General features: G+C 47.6%; 12 protein-coding genes. 9 read left to right on the top strand and 3 right to left on the bottom strand.

Annotated elements, in window-relative coordinates; translation table 11 throughout:
• Positions 1 to 24 precede the first annotated feature (24 nt).
• The 4 genes from HC352_RS05805 to HC352_RS05790 are packed head-to-tail and all read left to right on the top strand — an operon-like array spanning position 25 to position 4,857.
• On the top strand, positions 25 to 2,439 hold the full coding sequence (locus tag HC352_RS05805; RefSeq protein WP_168918000.1) for a substrate-binding domain-containing protein: 2,415 nt from the start codon (positions 25 to 27) through the stop codon (positions 2,437 to 2,439).
• Positions 2,436 to 3,458: an ABC transporter ATP-binding protein gene (locus tag HC352_RS05800; protein ID WP_168917999.1), complete on the top strand. Its 1,023-nt coding sequence runs from the start codon at positions 2,436 to 2,438 to the stop codon at positions 3,456 to 3,458. Before HC352_RS05805 ends, HC352_RS05800 begins: the two co-directional genes overlap by 4 nt.
• 4 nt (positions 3,459 to 3,462) lie before the next feature.
• Entirely contained in the window at positions 3,463 to 4,482 is a 1,020-nt protein-coding gene (locus HC352_RS05795; protein WP_168917998.1) for a pirin family protein, read from the top strand.
• Between the two features lie 30 nt (positions 4,483 to 4,512).
• Complete coding sequence (locus HC352_RS05790; RefSeq protein WP_168917997.1) at positions 4,513 to 4,857, top strand: GNAT family N-acetyltransferase; 345 nt, start codon at positions 4,513 to 4,515, stop codon at positions 4,855 to 4,857.
• Between the two features lie 67 nt (positions 4,858 to 4,924).
• Here the strand turns inward: HC352_RS05790 and HC352_RS05785 are convergent, their stop codons facing one another.
• Positions 4,925 to 9,469, bottom strand: a complete 4,545-nt coding sequence (locus tag HC352_RS05785) for a TIGR03773 family transporter-associated surface protein (protein ID WP_168917996.1) — start codon at positions 9,467 to 9,469, stop codon at positions 4,925 to 4,927.
• A 162-nt stretch (positions 9,470 to 9,631) separates the two neighbouring features.
• Here HC352_RS05785 and nadE point away from each other — a divergent pair, with 162 nt between their 5' ends.
• Positions 9,632 to 10,462, top strand: a complete 831-nt coding sequence (gene nadE / locus HC352_RS05780; protein WP_168917995.1) for an NAD(+) synthase — start codon at positions 9,632 to 9,634, stop codon at positions 10,460 to 10,462.
• Between the two features lie 18 nt (positions 10,463 to 10,480).
• Here the strand turns inward: nadE and HC352_RS05775 are convergent, their stop codons facing one another.
• The gene (locus HC352_RS05775) at positions 10,481 to 11,647 is read right to left on the bottom strand and encodes an AI-2E family transporter (protein ID WP_168917994.1); all 1,167 of its coding nucleotides are present in this window, start codon (positions 11,645 to 11,647) and stop codon (positions 10,481 to 10,483) included.
• Between the two features lie 164 nt (positions 11,648 to 11,811).
• Here HC352_RS05775 and dhaK point away from each other — a divergent pair, with 164 nt between their 5' ends.
• Entirely contained in the window at positions 11,812 to 13,536 is a 1,725-nt protein-coding gene (dhaK, locus tag HC352_RS05770) for a dihydroxyacetone kinase subunit DhaK (protein ID WP_168917993.1), read from the top strand.
• A complete protein-coding gene (gene dhaM, locus HC352_RS05765) occupies positions 13,536 to 14,264 on the top strand; it encodes a dihydroxyacetone kinase phosphoryl donor subunit DhaM (RefSeq protein ID WP_168917992.1) in 729 nt (242 codons plus the stop codon). Before dhaK ends, dhaM begins: the two co-directional genes overlap by 1 nt.
• A 78-nt stretch (positions 14,265 to 14,342) precedes the next feature.
• Here the strand turns inward: dhaM and HC352_RS05760 are convergent, their stop codons facing one another.
• On the bottom strand, positions 14,343 to 15,626 hold the full coding sequence (locus tag HC352_RS05760; protein ID WP_168917991.1) for an alpha/beta hydrolase: 1,284 nt from the start codon (positions 15,624 to 15,626) through the stop codon (positions 14,343 to 14,345).
• A gap of 89 nt (positions 15,627 to 15,715) precedes the next feature.
• Between HC352_RS05760 and HC352_RS05755 the strand changes: the two genes are divergently transcribed.
• Both HC352_RS05755 and HC352_RS05750 read left to right on the top strand, forming a co-directional pair.
• Complete coding sequence (locus HC352_RS05755; RefSeq protein WP_168917990.1) at positions 15,716 to 17,284, top strand: aspartate:alanine exchanger family transporter; 1,569 nt, start codon at positions 15,716 to 15,718, stop codon at positions 17,282 to 17,284.
• Positions 17,285 to 17,477: 193 nt separating this feature from the next.
• The gene (locus HC352_RS05750; RefSeq protein ID WP_168917989.1) at positions 17,478 to 17,759 is read left to right on the top strand and encodes an HU family DNA-binding protein; all 282 of its coding nucleotides are present in this window, start codon (positions 17,478 to 17,480) and stop codon (positions 17,757 to 17,759) included.
• Positions 17,760 to 17,834: the final 75 nt, after the last annotated feature.

The following is a 17,834-nucleotide window of genomic DNA, read 5'->3' as shown; positions in this document are numbered from 1 at the left end:
CTAAAGAGTATGAAATCACTATGGATGCGCACGATGATACCGCGAATAATCGGGGTCATCGTCGTATTTCTATTAAGTTTTATTGGAGTTAGCTCAACGTATAACTTCAATCCTGACGTTATGGTGTTGTGCTCGAATAATGAACCAGCTTGCCAGGCCCTCGTCGACGATTACACTGCACAAAGTCACAAGAGTGCCCAAATGGTTCGAATGCCAACATCTGAAGCACTTGCTCACCTTCAATTACAACCTCAGAAATCTGAGTTTGATGTGTGGATTGGCGGTCCGGCAGAGGCATATGTCCTCGCTGAACGAGCAGGTTTGCTCACTGCGCATCATCTTGACACCGACACAATTCCATCAACAATGCTAACTTCGACATGGATTGGAACCTACGGTGGGGTATTAGCTTTTTGTGTTGCCCCTGACGCACCTACGCCATATACTTGGGCAGATTTAGCGCATTATTCCGGACGATTAGCATTGCCTTTACCATTTTCTTCCGGTACTGCAGTAACAATGCTCAGCGTACTTCATGAGCGTCAAGTATCCGATACCTTTTACGCCAATCTTCATCGAGCAACAACAACGTATACCGCATCGGGTACCGCACCGGCGCAGTTAGTCCGGCGCGGAATTGTCGATGCTGCGGTTACCTTTGAAGCCTACTGCCCAGCCGATAGTGATGATGCAAATGCGCCGCAACTCATTATTCCTCTCGATGGTACTGGCTACGAAATTGGTGCTGGTGCGGTGTTAGCTCATGGTCGGCAGGCGGCCGGACAAGACTTTTTGCGTTACACAATTTCAGAACGCGGGCAAAAGCTTCTGGCCCAAGTGGAGGGGCAAAACCCAGTATCTCTTGCATTGGACAACAATCTTGCCTCGCGCTTAGCACAGCTTGATGTTGCGCTATACGCAACTGATATTCACGTAATGGCAGATACTCGGCAGACCATGGTGGATCGCTTTGCCCATGAAGTTATGTATCCATATGGGGTGCGGGGGCCATTAGCACGATCTCTTAGCTTGGCAGTGGTAGGAGCAACATTAGCCGCTATTTTCGGGGCAAGTTTTGCGATACTTTACCGTATCAGCGCTCGCTATCGGCTAGCTATTCTCCTTAGCGCATGCGCCCCGATATTAGTACCCTCGGTTGCGATCGCGACGGCGTTAACTGTTCACCCAGTAAATATTGACCCCTATGGTGGGCTTATTATTATCTTGACGTTTGCCCTATGCGCCACCCCAATTGCCTTTCTTACATGCCTGGTTTTCACTGCTGATTTGACGGCGGAAAAAATAATGAGTGCAGCAGATATGGGATCTAGTCCCGGGCGGATCATACACAAACTGTACTTTCCGCGGATACAAGCAGGAGTGGCCGTCAGCATTGTCGGAATATCATTATGGCTAGTCTCCGATAATTCGGCAGGAGCTGTCTATGGTGGTCGAGATCACCTGTTTATTAATATGGTGCTCAGCTCGGTGAGTTCAGATCGTCAAACTTATACCATGCTTGCGTGGTGTGTGATCATCGGAGCGATAGGAGCAATAACTACCTGGTATTTCTTAGCTTACCGGGATGAACACAGGGCAAAGATATCAATCCGACAAATGTTGGCGGGTGATAACTCGCGTGCAATAGAGTTTTTACATCGTTTCTTCGTAAAGCAACGTCGCTACCTGTTATGCGTTGAGGTCTTGTGGCTTAGCATAGTTCTTTATGTTGTTATCATTATGGCTACCTATGCCGATTTTTCTGCCCTCCCAGATGATTTTCAAGCACGCATTGCCATGAAACTATGGATCGGTTTTGCAGTCACCGCCGTTGCTGTCATAATCGGTGTTTCCTTGGCCATTCATGAATGGGCATACACTCGGTGGCTACGTGCTTTTATGGCTTTTTTGTTACTCGGCGCTCCAATAGGTGTCGGTTTATTATTAACCTTAATGTTGCGAAACAATGTGGAAGTAGCTGGTTACGCGATTTTCCCGGCATTGGTTGGTAGTTATTCTATTGGTGGTGGGACGATTGCAGTGATAATCGCTTACCTGACCTTAGCGATTCCATTAGCATATTTCTTTGCGGTGATGATGATGAACCGGATGGCGATCGTGGCCCGTACGGCTCGCGATATAGGAGCCAATCGCTTGCGTGTTCTCTTTTTAGTGTTGTGGCAAATGAAAGGACGTTTTGTTGCTCTTGTCGCTATCGTTTTCGGACTGACGCTCACTCAAACAGCAACATTGGCTTTTGTCCAACCAGCGTATTTGCTCGTATCATCAACAAATTTAGTGAATTTAGCAGAGCGTGGAGACGTTGGCGAAGTTTTTGCTACCTCACTGCTTACTGGTGGATTGGCCGCATTAATTATTATCGCGGGAAGCATGGCATTGATTAGCGCACGATATTATGAGTTGAAAGGTTCCAGATGAGTTTAACTATTCGTGACCTTAACGTTGACAACATAGTTAAGGATGCGTCTTTTACGGTTCCTGATTCGCATGTTGTTGCAATCGTAGGTCCATCTGGTTCTGGAAAAACTACCTTACTTCATGCTATCGCAGGGTTTATTGCTACTACGAGTGGCAATATTTTTGTTGACGACGAAGATATTACAATGCAACCAGTGCCGCATCGACCAACTGCGATAATGGTGGAGCGTCCAACGCTGTTTGATATGTCTGTTCGAGATAATATCGAGTTTGGTTTAGACGATAGTCGCCAGAGCAGTAAACAACGTCATGATTTAGCAAATATTGTGATGACATCGCTAAATATATCTGGGCTAGCTGACCGGCATCCTACTACGCTATCTGGGGGACAAGCCCAACGGGTTGCGTTAGCACGCACCTTGGTGCGCCGTCCTCGAGTGCTTCTGTTAGATGAACCATTAGCGCATATCGAGTCTGCCATTCGTAACGATATTCACCATGAGTTACTCAGCCAAGTCCATCGTTTAGATTTATCGGTTCTATATGTAACTCATGATATAAATGATGCTTGTCTGGTGGCGGATCGTATTATTGTGTTAGCGGATGGAAGAATTATTCAAGATGATACGCCCGAACATCTCTTTTTACGTCCGGCAAATTCTACTGTTGCACGATTAATGGGCGTACCAAATGTTATCTCTCCAGCCCAAGCCCGTATTATTGCTCCACACCTATCTATTGCTTCGTCTCCGGAAATCAAAGTAGCGATACCGCCGTCGAAAATTACTCTTTTGCCAAACCCAGATCAAACGATTTTAGGAAATGTGGGTCAAGTTATTGACTGTGTGTTTTCCCGTTCGCACTACACTGTCCACGTCGAAACAGAAATTGGCACGCTAGTGGTCTGGTCCTCACGAAGTTTTAGTATCGGAGAGCACTGCATCGTCACTATCGAATATCTTTGGACGTTCGCTGATACTGAACGTATAACGCAAGATGACTTAAACATGACACAATGACGGTATGTCACATATGTTAAATGAGCCATCCGTTGTTTCGAACAAAGCTCAAGAGCTGGGCACTGACGGTGCCCCGGTAGAGATTATTACTGCTCGCGAAGTGCCACTCGGCGGGCTCCGGGCAATGACCGTCTATCGAACATTGCCGCAGCGGCAACGCTCGCTTATTGGAGCATGGTGTTTCGTGGATCATTATGGTCCTGATGACGTAGCTCAAACTGGTGGAATGGATGTGGCCCCGCATCCCCATGCTGGTTTACAAACAGTGTCATGGTTATTCGAAGGAAATATCACCCACCATGATTCAGGGGATAACCACGCAGTTGTGCGGCCAGGGCATGCAAATTTTATGACGGCAGGTCATGGTATTTGTCATTCTGAAGTATCTACTCAAGACACCACTGTCCTTCATGGTGTTCAACTATGGGTTGCATTGCCTGACTCGGCCCGGCATGGTCCACGTCGTTTTGACCATTACGTACCGCCGGTGATCTTCGTCGATGGTGGGCAGGTCAGAGTTTTCGTAGGTTCTCTTGCTGGTTCGTCGTCACCAGTACCGACGTTTACCCCGTTGGTGGGAGCTGAGGTAATTGTGGAACCACGTTCAGTGGTGACGCTAAATCTAGATCCAAAATTCGAGCACGGAGTTTTAGTAGACAGCGGCAATATCGACGTCGAGGGGACAAAAGTAGCTCGAACTGAGTTAGCATATACCGGAATTGGGCTGAAACAGCTACGAATTCGAAATAGTGGGGAAAATGCTGGCCGTTTGTTGTTGATCGGTGGCGAGCCATTTAACGAGCAGATCATTATGTGGTGGAATTTTTTGGCTCGAGATTCAGTTGAACTAGATGAGATGCGTCAAGCATGGGAAAACGAAAGTGACCGATTTGGTAAAACATATGGGTACGTTGGGCATGATCCGCAAGGATTATCTCGAATTCCGGCTCCAGTATTGCCTGATGTAAAAATACGACCGCGTCATAACCCTGCCCCGGTCGCTCGTCCAGAACAACGAATTTAACCCAGTTAGTTCCCTGTGGAAGGAAAAACAATGAACCAACAACGTACCGATAAAACTGGAAAGCCAGTCGAAGTAGTAGCTGGAAACAGTCTCTACGCAATCCGCTATGAAGAATCTGATGTCGCCGGATTTACTCAATACATTGATAACGGTGATGAACGAATCTTCTTCCATACTGAGGTTCGTCCGGAACTTGAAGGCCGTGGGTTAGCTGGGACGCTAGTGGATGTTGCCCTCCATGAAACTTCAGCAGAAGGTAAAACAATTGTTGCCATGTGCCCAATGGTTCGCCGTTGGGTGGGGAAGCATGGTGAAGGTTTGACTTGGCGTGCTGCAACAATGGAAGATCAACAATTTGTCATGAGCAATCTCTAATTGCGACTAATAGATATGGTTGTGGCCCCAGAATCTTCTGGGCCACAACCATATCTAGTACCTGCGATTAACGTAAGTAGTGCTTGCGCCGGTAAACAAGTGCACTAATTCCGCTAAGCATAAGGACGAGAGAAATGAGCGAAAATGGCATAGTTCCTTCAACACCAGTAGTTGCCAGACCAGCTGCTGCTAAATCAGTAGCATCTGGGGTACAAGGATTACCATTCGCATCGAGCCATACGGTCTTAGAACCTGCAGCGCCTACAGTAGGGCCAAGATCGAAGTGGCCATCAGTGATACCAGAACCAGAACCGACGTTGAATGTCAGAGTAGTGGTGCCGGACATTTCTTTGCCATCCTTGCCCTGAGCACTCATAGTAATACCCACCTTGTAGGTGCCTGGTTTATCAAATACCCAGTTAGGGTGCACATGGCTGTTTGGTTTAAGCGAAACTGAACCAGAGGCAGACGATCCGCTACCGGTAAACCATTTTTGGCCAACAACTTGACCAAAATTACCCGATGTGTACACTTCCATCTTTCCCGGGCCAGAGAACGAGCTTAGTGTGAAGGTCGCTGAGCCCTTCGTCTTGTCAAGGAAACTTGGGTTTTGAGTATTTGCCCCAACCCATGGAACATTTGCTGTTTGAGTTGCAGAAATCATCCACACGGGTGTGCCTGAAGGTATTGAACCAATAGCTTGGTTAGTTGTAGCTTTTCCAGCTGCTCCAATAGCAAAGGCTGCAGAGGATGGGTCAATCCACTTACCCGGGGCACTACGATCATCCTTGATTTGTGGGATGATCGTGTCTTTTCCGTTACCGCCTTGTTGCTTCGGGAAACACTTTGCGACAGGGACGTCTTGGTGTGGATCAGCAGTTGCCGTGCTGGTACCTGTGCCGGAGGCGGCGCTATCATTCGTATTTCCGGCATCAGATCCGTTGGTCCCAGAAGTATCAGTATCAGCTGAAGAATGATTATTCTGGTCAGCAGGGGGATCTTGCTGATCTTTTGCGTTATTTTGGCCTGGCGCGAGAGTTTTATCGCCGACTAGCCAGGTGTATGTTACTGGTTGCGATTCGACTTTTGCACCACCATTAACTGGGGTAGCAACTGCCTTGACTTCCATTTCATAGATGCCAGGGGCAGAGAATAACCAATTAGTGTGAACATGTGCTGGTTTTTCTTGGCGAATCATGGCACCATCGGTTAATTCGTAATGCTGGCTGGTCAGTGTTGGCACAACACCACCAGTACGACCGTTGGAGAACAAGAAGACTTTGCCGTCTTTTGGTCCCTTAACCTTGGTGAAGATAATGTCGGTTGTACCGAAAGCTGGTTTGACGCCGTTAGTGTCCCAACCAGGGAAGAGGATCGTGCCTTGATTGTTGCCAGACTGATCGAGGTAGTAGCCGCGACGAGAGATTTCTTGAGGCATAGATTGAGGAATATCGGTCAGTGCCTTGTCACTTACTCGCCAGTACACATCAGCTGGATCGTGATGGGTTACCTTCCCATGCGAGTCGTCTTTAGCCTTAATCGAAATATTGCCGTTATGTGCTAAGACGGTAAACAAATCGATGTGGCCGTTACTAATTTCAATCCGCTTTTTGTTCGGGTTTTCTTTATCAAGAGGTTTGAGAGCGCCAGCATCAGGAATAACTCCTTGAGGATACTCAGGCGTGATTTCGAATGGCATGACAGCGAGCGAGCGGCCGTCTTTAGCGGTAGCAACAATGGTGTGCAATCCGGCAAGTTTTGGTGTGGTTACGCTAGCTTGTGCAACACCGTGCATATCAACAAGAACATCGCCTGCTAGTAATTGCGGAGTTGAGTGCAGGTAGAAGTCTACCTTGGTGCCAGGAACTATGCCGGTAGCTTGGATTGTGATCTTCTCATTTTCGGTAGCAGTGAATTTACCTGAGGCTAGTATCACTCGTGGGCCTTGTTCCTGCGGTGTTGGCTTACTGGGGACATCACTTGAGGAACTATTGTCATCTTGAGGAAGCACTGCAGTGTCTCCTACCATCCACCGGAAAGTTGCCACGTTAGAAAGAACGGGTGCGCCCCCTGATACAGGAGTGGCCTTAGCTTGAACTTCCATCGTGTAGAGACCTGGTTGGGTAAAGAGCCAGTTAGTGTGTACGTGACTTGGCTGGTCTTGACGGATAGTGGAGCCATCTTCCATCAGATACTTCTCTGATGTGAAGGCTGGCTCAACGCCCCCCATTCGCTTGTAGTTAAATAGGTAGACCTTGCCTGGTCCCGTTACCTTCTTAATGATGATATCGGTTGACTCAAATGTTGGTGCGACACGGTATGTGTCCCACCCAGGAAAGAGTAGTTCTTGTTGACTAGAGCCGCTTGCATCAAGATAGTATCCGTATTTTGGAATTGAGTTATCGAGTTTATCGGGCATGCTTGTTAAAGCATTGTTACGCACCCGCAATTGGATGTCTGCCGGATCTCTAATGATTTCTTCATTAGTGGAGTCATCCTTGGTAACAAGATGTAATTGTCCATCGCGTTGAATAACTGTGAACAAGTCCAGGTGTCCATGGTCTAGAATAACTTTTTCGTGGCTATTGACGATATTGTTAAGCGACGCATTTGGAGCAGGCGCAGCAGGTTGGTCTGTACCGCCTGGCTTGAGATCTTGTCCCGGAAGTATCGGGGTGGTGTCTTTAGCAACTACAGTAAATTGTTCATTATCAAGTTGGCTGTCTTGACCTTCTAACGTGATGCCGAGGAGGTAACGACCAGGTTGAAGATTATTCGGTAGGGTGACCTTTGCCGTAATATTTCCTTTTTGATCTGTCGAAAGGCCGGAAACAACGGCTGTTGTCTTAGTTTTACCGAAGGAACTAATGACGAAAGAAACTTTTTTCGATGGCGGTAAATTACTACCCTTAACAGTCAATGTCTGGCCAGGCTGAACCGCATTCTTCGGTGAAGTAATTGTAATATCAGCATCCTCGTAAGAGTCCTCGGCATCTTCTGTATCCGCTATCTCTTCGTCATGTGAAATTGTTGAATCGATTGGGTTGTTATTATTTTGCGGATCTTCATCGTTAGGATCAATAACCCAATGGTATCTCACTGGATCTGAGGTGATAGTTTCGCCAGTTGTTTTTGTGGCAACAACTTGCGCAGTGTAGTAATAATCGCCTGGGGCGGTGAAAATCCATAGGCCATGCGTGTGACCGGTAATTGGTAATTTCGCACCGGCAGTCAGGTATGGACTATTGGTACTAAGAACTGGATTTAAGGATGAGTCAATCTTAGGGGTGCCACTGAGGATAAGCTGTCCAGGACCTTTAACCGAAAGGAATTTCACGGCGACATCGCTGTAGCCGTGACTTGCGAAATTATCAACTGACCAACCAGGGGAAAATGGATTCAATCCACGTAGTTTTCGGTTCGTGTGATAACCGGCGCCTTCGGCAAATGTGTCATTCATAGTGCCGATTTTTTCGTAGAATCGCTTTTCTAGATGGAAGGTAACGCTTTCTGGGGTGCGTAATGTTCCTTCAAAAGACGTAGCATTTTCGCGCACTACGAGACGTGGTTTGTCGCCCTTTGTCAGGACGAAGAAACCATCGGTATGTCCAGTATCCAGAGTAATTGGAGCGGTGAGGATTCCACTGTCTGACGATTGCGGGGTTGATGGTGATTGAGTGTCTTCGATATCAGCATCGTCGTCTTCATCTTCATCATCGTCGGCGTCGACGTCGTCGCTATCGTCATCTTCTTCATCTACTGCAGTAGCGTCGTCTTCGTCATCTTCGCTAGATGTTGCACTTTGATCGCTTTCAGCATCCTCGCTCACCGGATCGGAATCGTCGGCAAGTGCACCATCTTTATAGAATTTGTTAATCACAAATGTGGACGTAAACGGCTCGGACTCTACGAAGCTTCCATCAAGCTTTTCACCGACAGCTTTTCCTGTTATCTGATATTCGCCGGCTGCGGTAAAGAACCAATGTGCATGTTGGTGGCCGAAAATTGGTAGCGTAACGCCGGCATCGAGATAGTGTGTACCACCAGGAATGCCTTGGATAGCATAGTTTTCCCGAGTTGCTTTAGCAGTTTGTGGATCTTCTAGTTTGGTGATGAAGTCCTTAAGCGTAGCTAATTTATTGGTTGGAATGAGAAAAGCTCCTAGCGGCGTATCTTCGGATAAGCTATTGCCGAGAATTGCAACTGCTCCAGGGCCTTGCACAGCCGAGAAATCGATACGTACAGATTTAAAGCCGTTATTTTGATATCCGGGAGCAGACCAGCCTGGTTCGAAATAGGTTGTGGCTTCCAAATTATTTGTGTAGTAGCCGGTTGTTCCGCGGCTTAGATAAGGCATTTCTTCCGAATAGTCTCCGTATGTTTCTGGAGAAATGCTGAATTGGACATTGTTCGGATCGTATTTTTCATTATTAAGTCCATGATTGACCTGAACGGAGAGTTGTCCGCCCTCGGAATCAATATAAAAGGCATCGGTATGGCCATCTGCAAGCACAATTCCGTTACCAAGTGCATGCGCTGGTAGAGCGAGCATTGATAGTAGCATGGAGCTGATAATAGCGCCCACGGCTACACGCATTTTCGCCAGTTTCATATAGCGTTATCCATTCTATAGTTGATCAATTTGCGAAGTACCCAAGCGTGGGTACAACCGACTGAACAGTTATAGAAGTTACTCTATTGGGAATGATAACTATTCTCAAGTAGATGATGTATATTTATCTCACATTGGTTGGCTCACGGTAGACTACCGAGTATGAATACACAATTACAGACCGAAATCGTCTCGTCATTGGGAGTTAAGCCCACTATTAATCCAGCCGAGGAAGTTCAAACTCGCGTCAACTTTTTATGCGACTATGCCCGTGCAACCCATACCAAGGGATTTGTGCTAGGTATTTCTGGGGGAGTCGATTCTACCTTGGGTGGAAAACTTGCCCAGCTAGCTGCCAAACAGCTACGAAATGAAGGGTATGAAGCACAGTTCATCGCAGTGCGATTGCCTTATGGCGTTCAAGCTGATGAAAAAGATGCGACCGGGGCGGTTGAATGGATTAACCCGGATCGTATGGTGACGATTAATATTAAGGCGGCCACAGATGCGATGGTTGTGGCTTATAACGATGGAATGCTTGCCAAAATAACTGATTTCAACAAAGGTAACGTGAAAGCTCGCATGCGCATGATTGCCCAATTTGCGATTGCTGGAGATGAGCGGCTATTGGTTATCGGGACTGACCATGCAGCAGAAAATATTACTGGTTTCTTCACTAAATTTGGCGATGGTGCAGCCGATATTCTTCCATTAGCTGGATTGAATAAGCGCCAAGTCCGTAAACTTGCCCAATATCTTGGCGCGCCAGAACAACTATGGAACAAAACTCCAACGGCAGATCTTCTTGATAGCAACCCCGGCCGTACTGATGAAGATGAGCTCGGAATTGGCTATGACTATATCGATGACTATTTAGAAGGTAAGTCCATTCCGCCGTCGATCGCGCAAAAACTTGAGGATCGTTGGCGACAAGCGCAGCATAAGCGTGTTATGCCCGTCCAGCTTAGCGACCGATGGTGGAAAGAACAATGAAAAGTATCTGACCACTGATCATTCAGACATTGCGTGTTCTAATTCTGGGACACGCAATGTTTTATAAACCGACCAAACAATTGCGATCATTGGAATCGCAATAGCCGCGCCAATTAACCCACCGGCAAAACCACCTGCTGCGACACCTAGTGCCACACCAACAGGGTGGACAGAAACCTTCTTGCCAACAATGAGTGGGTATAGTAAGTTTCCTTCAATTTGGCTGATTGCTGCAATGCCGATTCCAACGAAAATAAACATTGATAATCCACCAGTTGCCAGTCCAACGAACATGGCAACTAACATTGCGGTAGGCGCACCAATGAGTGGGATGAATGTACATAGCATAACTAATACGCCAAGTGGAGCTGCCAGCGGTACTTCTAAAAACCATAAATAAATAAAGGACAGCATGCCATTAGCTATAGCAATAATGACCATTCCGGCGGCGTAGCCAGAAAAGGCAGACCAGCCAGCTTTGGCACCTTTGTCGAAGCGATCTCGTTTACGTTCCGGTAAGAGCTCAAGGAACCATTTCCACATGGAGGTGCCCGACGATAAAAAGAAAACGGTGATAAAAACAGCTAACGCAATGATGGTGACGATGACGGCGAGCTGGCTAGCATTTGATAGTACCGTTTGAGCAATAAAGCCGGCGTGGTCGCGTACATATCGGCTTCCTTCTTGTACTGCATTAGAAACTCCATGAAGAAGTTGTGAACGGTGAACTTTAATGGGGAGTGATCCATCGGTGAGCATGGCAACGATGTTGTTCACGCCGTGCGAAAATTGGCGAATCAAATCGTCCCACTGATCCAAAATCGAATAAATAATATAGGTAATAAGGCCGCCAAAAACTGTAAAGCCACTAATGACGGCAAATCCAGTGGCGAGCGAACGCGGCATTACTTTATTTAGCATATTAACGATCGGAGATAAAACTGCCGTGAGGACGCATGCTAGAAAAACTCCGAGGAAAACCTGGTAAATCATCCCCAATAGATACACGATAGTCGCGATAACAATAGTTAAACCAATCAGTGACCAAGCACCAACACCATATTTAACGAGCCAATGAGGAACTCCAGAAGAACGGGGCGGTGGTGGGCTAACAATAGCTGACCAAGGCTGGGGGCTGTTCACAGGTGTAGCTGCAGGCGGTTGCGGAAAATGTTGTCGCTTCATCAGCTAATCCTTCACGATAAATTATCAATAGTTTATTTCTATATCTAAAGATACCTTTATTTAGCCCACAGCATACAAAGGCTGGAACTCGGCACTTGATACAAGCGCACAAGTACGAGAGAATGATATCTAGATCACAATCTCAGCAATGGAGCAGGTACACAATGAAAAAGTTGATCAATAATCCAGCAAACGTCGTCACTGAAGCTCTTCTTGGGATGGAGTTAGCTCATCCACAATTACGAATTGACCATGAAAAGAGAGTAATTTTCCGTACTTCATCACCTACAGAAAAAGTAGCATTGATTTCTGGTGGTGGATCTGGCCATGAACCACTCCACGGCGGATTTGTTGGGACTGGAATGCTTGATGCGGCTGTTGCTGGCGAAATTTTCACCTCCCCTACACCAGGCCAAGTTAGTGCGGCGATTTCTGGCACTGATGGCGGCAAAGGCGCCCTACTTATTATTAAGAACTACACAGGTGACGTCCTCAACTTTCAGATGGCTGCTGAACTGGCGCAAAGCGAAGGCATTGATGTCAACTATGTGGTTGTCAAAGATGATGTTGCTGTAGAAGATTCCTCCTTCACTGCAGGGCGTCGTGGCGTAGGACTTACTGTGTTACTAGAAAAAATCGCAGGTGCGGCAGCAGAAGAAGGACAAAGTCTGGACGAAGTCACTGCGGTGGCCCAAAAAGTTATTGAGCAAGGCCGTTCGATGGGAGTTGCGCTAACGTCAGTTACGCTGCCAGCTGTGGGCAAACCGTCCTTTGATCTGCCCGAGGATGAAATCGAAATGGGCGTTGGAATTCACGGTGAGCCTGGGCGTCACCGAATCAAGATGAAAAGCGCACACGAGATTGCCCAAGATTTAGTTGATGCGATTCTAACTGACTATGATTTTACACATTCAGATGCAATCGTCATGCTTAACGGTATGGGAGCAACTCCGTTAGTAGAGCTCTATATTATGTACGGCGAAGTGGCCCGTTTGTTAGCTCAACGCGGGGTACGGGTTGTGCGAAATCTGGTAGGCAATTACATTACGTCAATCGATATGGCTGGTTGCTCGCTGACTATTTTGAAAGCTGATGATGAATTGTTGCGCCTGTGGGATGCACCCGTGGCAACACCAGCACTAACCTGGGGACACACAATATCTACTCCACAAACCTCGGCGAGTGCGAAACTAGCTCACAAAGTAACGAAGGATCAGCCGGCCAAGGCCACTGCGCACCGGGATCGTCATGAAACGGGGCAGGGGATCACACTGAGCCAGATGCGCACATGGATTGAACTCTCTGCGCAGGCTATGGACACCCATCAGGACCAACTAACTGAACTTGATGCCGCTATTGGGGACGCGGATCATGGAGCTAATATCGCCCGGGGTATGAGTAGTGCACTAAATGCTGTTGACAAAGCTGATCCTGACTCCTTCGCCGAAATTGGTAAAGTCGTTGGAATGTCATTGGTATCTAGTGTTGGCGGGGCATCTGGTCCGCTATACGGTACATTCTTCCTGCGCTTTGGCCAAGAAATTGGTGATGTAGACGAAGTTGATGTACCTACGTTAGCGGCTGCTTTCCGTGCTGGTGTTGATGGCGTTAGGTCACGAGGCAAAGCCGATGCAGGGGAAAAAACAATGCTTGATGTTTTCATGCCGGTTGCAGATGTTCTTGAAGCCTATAATGATGCCCAACTAAGTGATGCGCTTTCCGCAGCCCAACAAGCAGCCTTTACTGGGCGAGATCAAACTATTGACATGATCGCTAAGAAGGGACGTGCATCGTACCTGGGAGAACGCTCGATAGGGCACATAGATCCAGGAGCTGCCTCAGCAGCATTGCTTGTTGACGCACTCGTTACCGCAGTGATGGAGAAATAATGAGTGTTGGGATTGTCTTAGTTTCACATTCACCACAGTTAGCACAAGCGACCTATGAACTAGGTATGCAAATGGTTGCTGATTGCTCAGTACGGGTTGAGATCGCTGCCGGGAGTAGCGAAGGGACCTTTGGTACCGATGCGATGGTTATTATGACGGCTATTGAGGCAGCGCAAGATGGTGATGGTGTAGTTATTCTTACTGATCTTGGATCAGCTATATTGTCTACCGACATGGCCTTAGAGTTCTTAGGCTACCCAGACAATGTGATGATGGTGCCGGCACCTTTTGTAGAAGGTTTTATGTCAGCTATTGTCGCAGCTAGTACTGGCAATACTCTTGCTGAAGTTGTGCGCCAAGCCCGTCATTCACTTGAAGCAAAACGTCACCAGATAGATGGTGCGTTAATAAGCGACGATGAACCGGTGCTGGATACAGTTGACGTAACTCCACAGCCAGATACCTATAGTCAGCGGGTAAAAATTGTCAATGCAACTGGTTTGCATGCACGTCCGGCGGCTCAACTTGTACATCTCGCTAGTCAATATCAGGCGCAAGTATTTATTGTTTACGACGGTGAGACTGTTTCAGCTACCTCACTGATGGATGTAGCTGGATTAGGAACCCAAGGTGGGGATGAGATAGAACTACGCGCGCAAGGTGAACAAGCTGAGCAAGTTCTTGCTGCGCTCGCGGAATTAATCGATTCTGGGTTTGGTGAAATCTAGTATCGCTAACCTGAAAGCGGGGCGGCCAATTCCTGTTTGGTCGCCCCGCTTTCAGGCTATCTAGGTCAAAATATTTCGTTATTCATCGTTTGTTGGTAGTTGTCCTTGTTTTACGGCTATCTCAAAGGTTTGAGCAAATCCTCGTCGCCACGTGCCATAACCATGATTGCCTGGAATGATTCGTGAATCGACGTTCATGCCGACCTTTTGAGCGAGTGAGGAGAGCAAACGCTGCGCCTTACGTGCGCGTACGTCGGAATCTCCGCTTAAAAAGACGGCTGTAATACCGGTGAATTTCGGATCGTTATCGGCAAGAGCATTTTCGAAGATATTTTTTGGATTAACTGCGTTGAATGCTTGTTCATCTCCGCCAAATAATGTGTCAACGGTTTCTTGATGGTTGCGTAGCATGGGTTCTTCGTAGCCGGAAAGGTTAATAAAAGCGCCGTAGGCTTGCGGAGCGTTGGCAACTACTTGCAAGGAGCATGTTCCACCGTAGCTGAGCCCGGCGAGAGTCCAGTGGGATTGGTCTGGGTCCACTCGCAATCTTTCTTTGATAAGCAGTGGGACATCGTGGCTTAAGTAGGTTTGCATCTTTATGTCTGGCCCGTCGACGCAGGCCGGATCTCCAGACCACGATCCGGTAGCATCAACGGAAACGAGGATGGGGGAGATGCCGTCGTTGGCATGTTGATAATGATCTGCTGGGATAGCTGCGTCGCCTACCGCGAACCAGCGTTGTGGTGAGCCAGGATTGCCGTGGAGGAGAACGACGACGGGTAGATCCATCTCTGGATGTGTCCAATAAGCTGGTGGAATATAGACCCATGCATCTCGTGCATCAAGACCAGATTCGAGACCTTTCATTGGGATTGTGACAAGGGCACCTATTTCCCGGTTTCCGTTTTTAGGAGTAGTAGTGCGAGCCAGGAACTCATCGTAGGTCATTTCTTGAGTTATATGATGCGGAAAGAAGCTACCAATCGAAGCGTATTCTTCATACGTTAGATTGGCCACGAGATATGTGTTGGCGCTAGCTAAACAGGCGATGATAGCCAAAATGATACGTCGACCGCGCACAGTGAATATTCCGATGATAGCTGTTGCGGCAGGGAAACTGGCGATAAAAATATTCCACGGTACTAGTCCAGGGAAAGGTGCTGGCCAGACAAAGAAGTAGAACCATCCGGCCAATGCGGCTAGTAAGCCGATTGCGAAGGCTACGAGACCGCCTACACGTGAACCACTGCTTGTTTTACGTAACGTAAGAACGCCGACAGCTCCAATGAATAGAGCTGTCACTAAATAAATGGCAATAGTAGCGACCGGACCAATAAGGGTAAGGCTATCTAGAAAGTCCATAATCGAATCATCTCAAAAAATATTGGTAAAGTTAAAAGGTACCACGCAATAATTACTGTGGCGCTGAGCGCTTTTTGAAAGGGTGAGCTGTGACTGCTCTCTTGCTTGAATCTCCATTATTAACTGTTTTCGTCGTCGTTGCCTTGGGCGCCGTCGTCGGTATTATTCCTTTTGGTCCATTACGTCTTGGTGCTGCCGGGGCACTATTTGTCGGTCTTGCGATAGGTAATGCAGTACCTGATGTGGCTAGCTCAATGGGAATGATCCAAAATTTAGGGTTGGCGTTATTCGTTTACACTGTAGGGCTAAGCGCCGGGCAAACGTTTTTTGCAGATCTTATACGACAATCTAAGTTGATGATTGCTTCTATTGGAGTGTTGATACTTGGCGCAGTTACTACCATCGTGGGTGGCATGATACTGGGTTTCACATCGGATTTTTCGGTTGGTATTTTTGCTGGTGCGACGACGAATACCCCGGCACTTGCTGCAGCATCGGCTGCCACAGGCAATGAAATTCCCGCAGTTGGTTATTCTTTGGCATATCCGATGGGCGTGATTTTTGGCATTATCTTTGTGTCATTGGTTGTTGGGCGGCAGTGGCCCGGCAAGAGTGATACGCAGTCTTTGGCTGGTAAGCATTTGTCTGCAGTGACAGCAAATGTTGATAAGAAGTTAGAGATTCGGCGAATTCCAGGATGGCAAGAAGAACGGATCCGGATGTCCTATCTACGGCGTGGAGATGACCAGCGAGTGGTTAGCCCCGGTGAAGTGTTATTGCCCGGGGATCGAGTTGTTGTTGTGGGTTTGCCTGACGACGTCGAGTTAGCTGTTTCGGCGATTGGGACTGAAGTTGATGAGCATTTAGCTGACGATCGTTCGATCGTGGGGTTCCGTAGTTTTGTTGTTTCTCGAAAAGAGTTGGCGGGGCGTTCGATCGCTTCATTGAGTTTGCCAGCACAGTTTGGGGCGATGATTACCCGTGTCCATCGTGGTGATTTGGAGTTGCTGGCTGCTGATGATCTTCGTCTTGAACTCGGTGATCGTATTGCCGTGGTTTATCCGCGTTCCGAAGAGTCGGCTATTGAAAGTTACTTTGGTAATTCCCAACGTAAGATTTCGGAGGTCGATGCTATTGGTTTAGGACTTGGCTTGGCCTTGGGACTGTTAGTTGGCATGGTGGAAATATCTCTTCCTGGTGGAACATCATTTAGTTTGGGGGCAGCTGCTGGTCCGTTGTTAGTTGGTATGGTGTTAGGTAATTTGCAACGTACTGGTCCGCTGGTGTGGCAATTACCGTTGTCAGCTAATCTGACGATTCGGCAACTCGGTCTTTTGTTGTTCTTGGCAGCAGTAGGTATTGCTTCTGGGCCAGCGTTCGCTAAGACGGCGTTTACGAGTCAGGGTCTTAAAGCCGGGCTTCTTGGCGCTGTCATCGCTATTGTTGTTGTTGGCCTGACAGGTCTTGTTGGACGTATGTTGGACTTGTCTGCGCCACGTACCTCGGGGGCTATGGCTGGTATTTTGGGGCAGCCAGCAATTTTGGCATTTGCGGTTTCGAAGGTTAATGATGAGCGTATTGAGAGCGGATATGCAGCGTTGTTTGCGTTGGGGATGATCGTTAAGATTTTGCTCGTTTCGCTGATTCTGTTGTTCTGATACGTGACTAAAGCTACTAATCATCGCGTTAATAATGTGACAAATGTGGTGTTTGAGGTCAAAAGTTAGTGACTTATTCTATGTTTTTAGCGAAACACGCCTACAAATTCGCGGTTTTGGCTCCTTTTCGGCTAAATTTCTAGGTAGCGGCTAAACAGCCCGTTCGAACAACTTCTATTTTGGAGGAAGAACTATGTCCCTCAACCGCACTGAACTTATCGCAAAGATTGCTGAAGAAGCTGGCATCACCAAGACTGATGCTGACAAGGCTATGTCGGCTTTGCAGTCCGTTCTCGTTGATTCCCTTTCCAAGGGCGAAGCAGTAAAGATCACTGGTCTTATGTCTGTTGAGCGTACCGAGCGCGCAGAGCGCAAGGGCCGTAACCCACGCACCGGTGAAGAAATCAAGATTCCAGCCGGCTTCGGTGTTAAGATTTCCGCTGGCTCAACCTTGAAGAAGGCCGTTGCTAAGTGAACTAGAGCATTCTAGAAAATATCAGGGCAAATATCCGCGGGATGTTGCCCTGATATTTTTATATCCGAAGGTATG

The sequence above is a fragment of the Arcanobacterium buesumense genome, from assembly GCF_012563545.1.
Taxonomy (GTDB): domain Bacteria; phylum Actinomycetota; class Actinomycetes; order Actinomycetales; family Actinomycetaceae; genus Arcanobacterium; species Arcanobacterium buesumense.
The sequence above is the reverse complement of the archived record's forward strand: the minus strand, read 5'-3'. Positions and strand labels throughout refer to the sequence as shown.

Excerpts from the sequence above, each read along its gene's own strand:
- HC352_RS05750 (WP_168917989.1), top strand. The coding sequence starts at position 17,478 with ATGTCCCTCAACCGCACTGAACTTATCGCAAAGATTGCTGAAGAAGCT.
- dhaM (WP_168917992.1), top strand. The coding sequence starts at position 13,536 with ATGAGTGTTGGGATTGTCTTAGTTTCACATTCACCACAGTTAGCACAA.
- dhaK (WP_168917993.1), top strand. The coding sequence starts at position 11,812 with ATGAAAAAGTTGATCAATAATCCAGCAAACGTCGTCACTGAAGCTCTT.
- HC352_RS05760 (WP_168917991.1), bottom strand. The coding sequence starts at position 15,626 with ATGGACTTTCTAGATAGCCTTACCCTTATTGGTCCGGTCGCTACTATT.
- nadE (WP_168917995.1), top strand. The coding sequence starts at position 9,632 with ATGAATACACAATTACAGACCGAAATCGTCTCGTCATTGGGAGTTAAG.
- HC352_RS05790 (WP_168917997.1), top strand. The coding sequence starts at position 4,513 with ATGAACCAACAACGTACCGATAAAACTGGAAAGCCAGTCGAAGTAGTA.
- HC352_RS05805 (WP_168918000.1), top strand. The coding sequence starts at position 25 with ATGCGCACGATGATACCGCGAATAATCGGGGTCATCGTCGTATTTCTA.
- HC352_RS05800 (WP_168917999.1), top strand. The coding sequence starts at position 2,436 with ATGAGTTTAACTATTCGTGACCTTAACGTTGACAACATAGTTAAGGAT.
- HC352_RS05785 (WP_168917996.1), bottom strand. The coding sequence starts at position 9,469 with ATGAAACTGGCGAAAATGCGTGTAGCCGTGGGCGCTATTATCAGCTCC.
- HC352_RS05775 (WP_168917994.1), bottom strand. The coding sequence starts at position 11,647 with ATGAAGCGACAACATTTTCCGCAACCGCCTGCAGCTACACCTGTGAAC.
- HC352_RS05795 (WP_168917998.1), top strand. The coding sequence starts at position 3,463 with ATGTCACATATGTTAAATGAGCCATCCGTTGTTTCGAACAAAGCTCAA.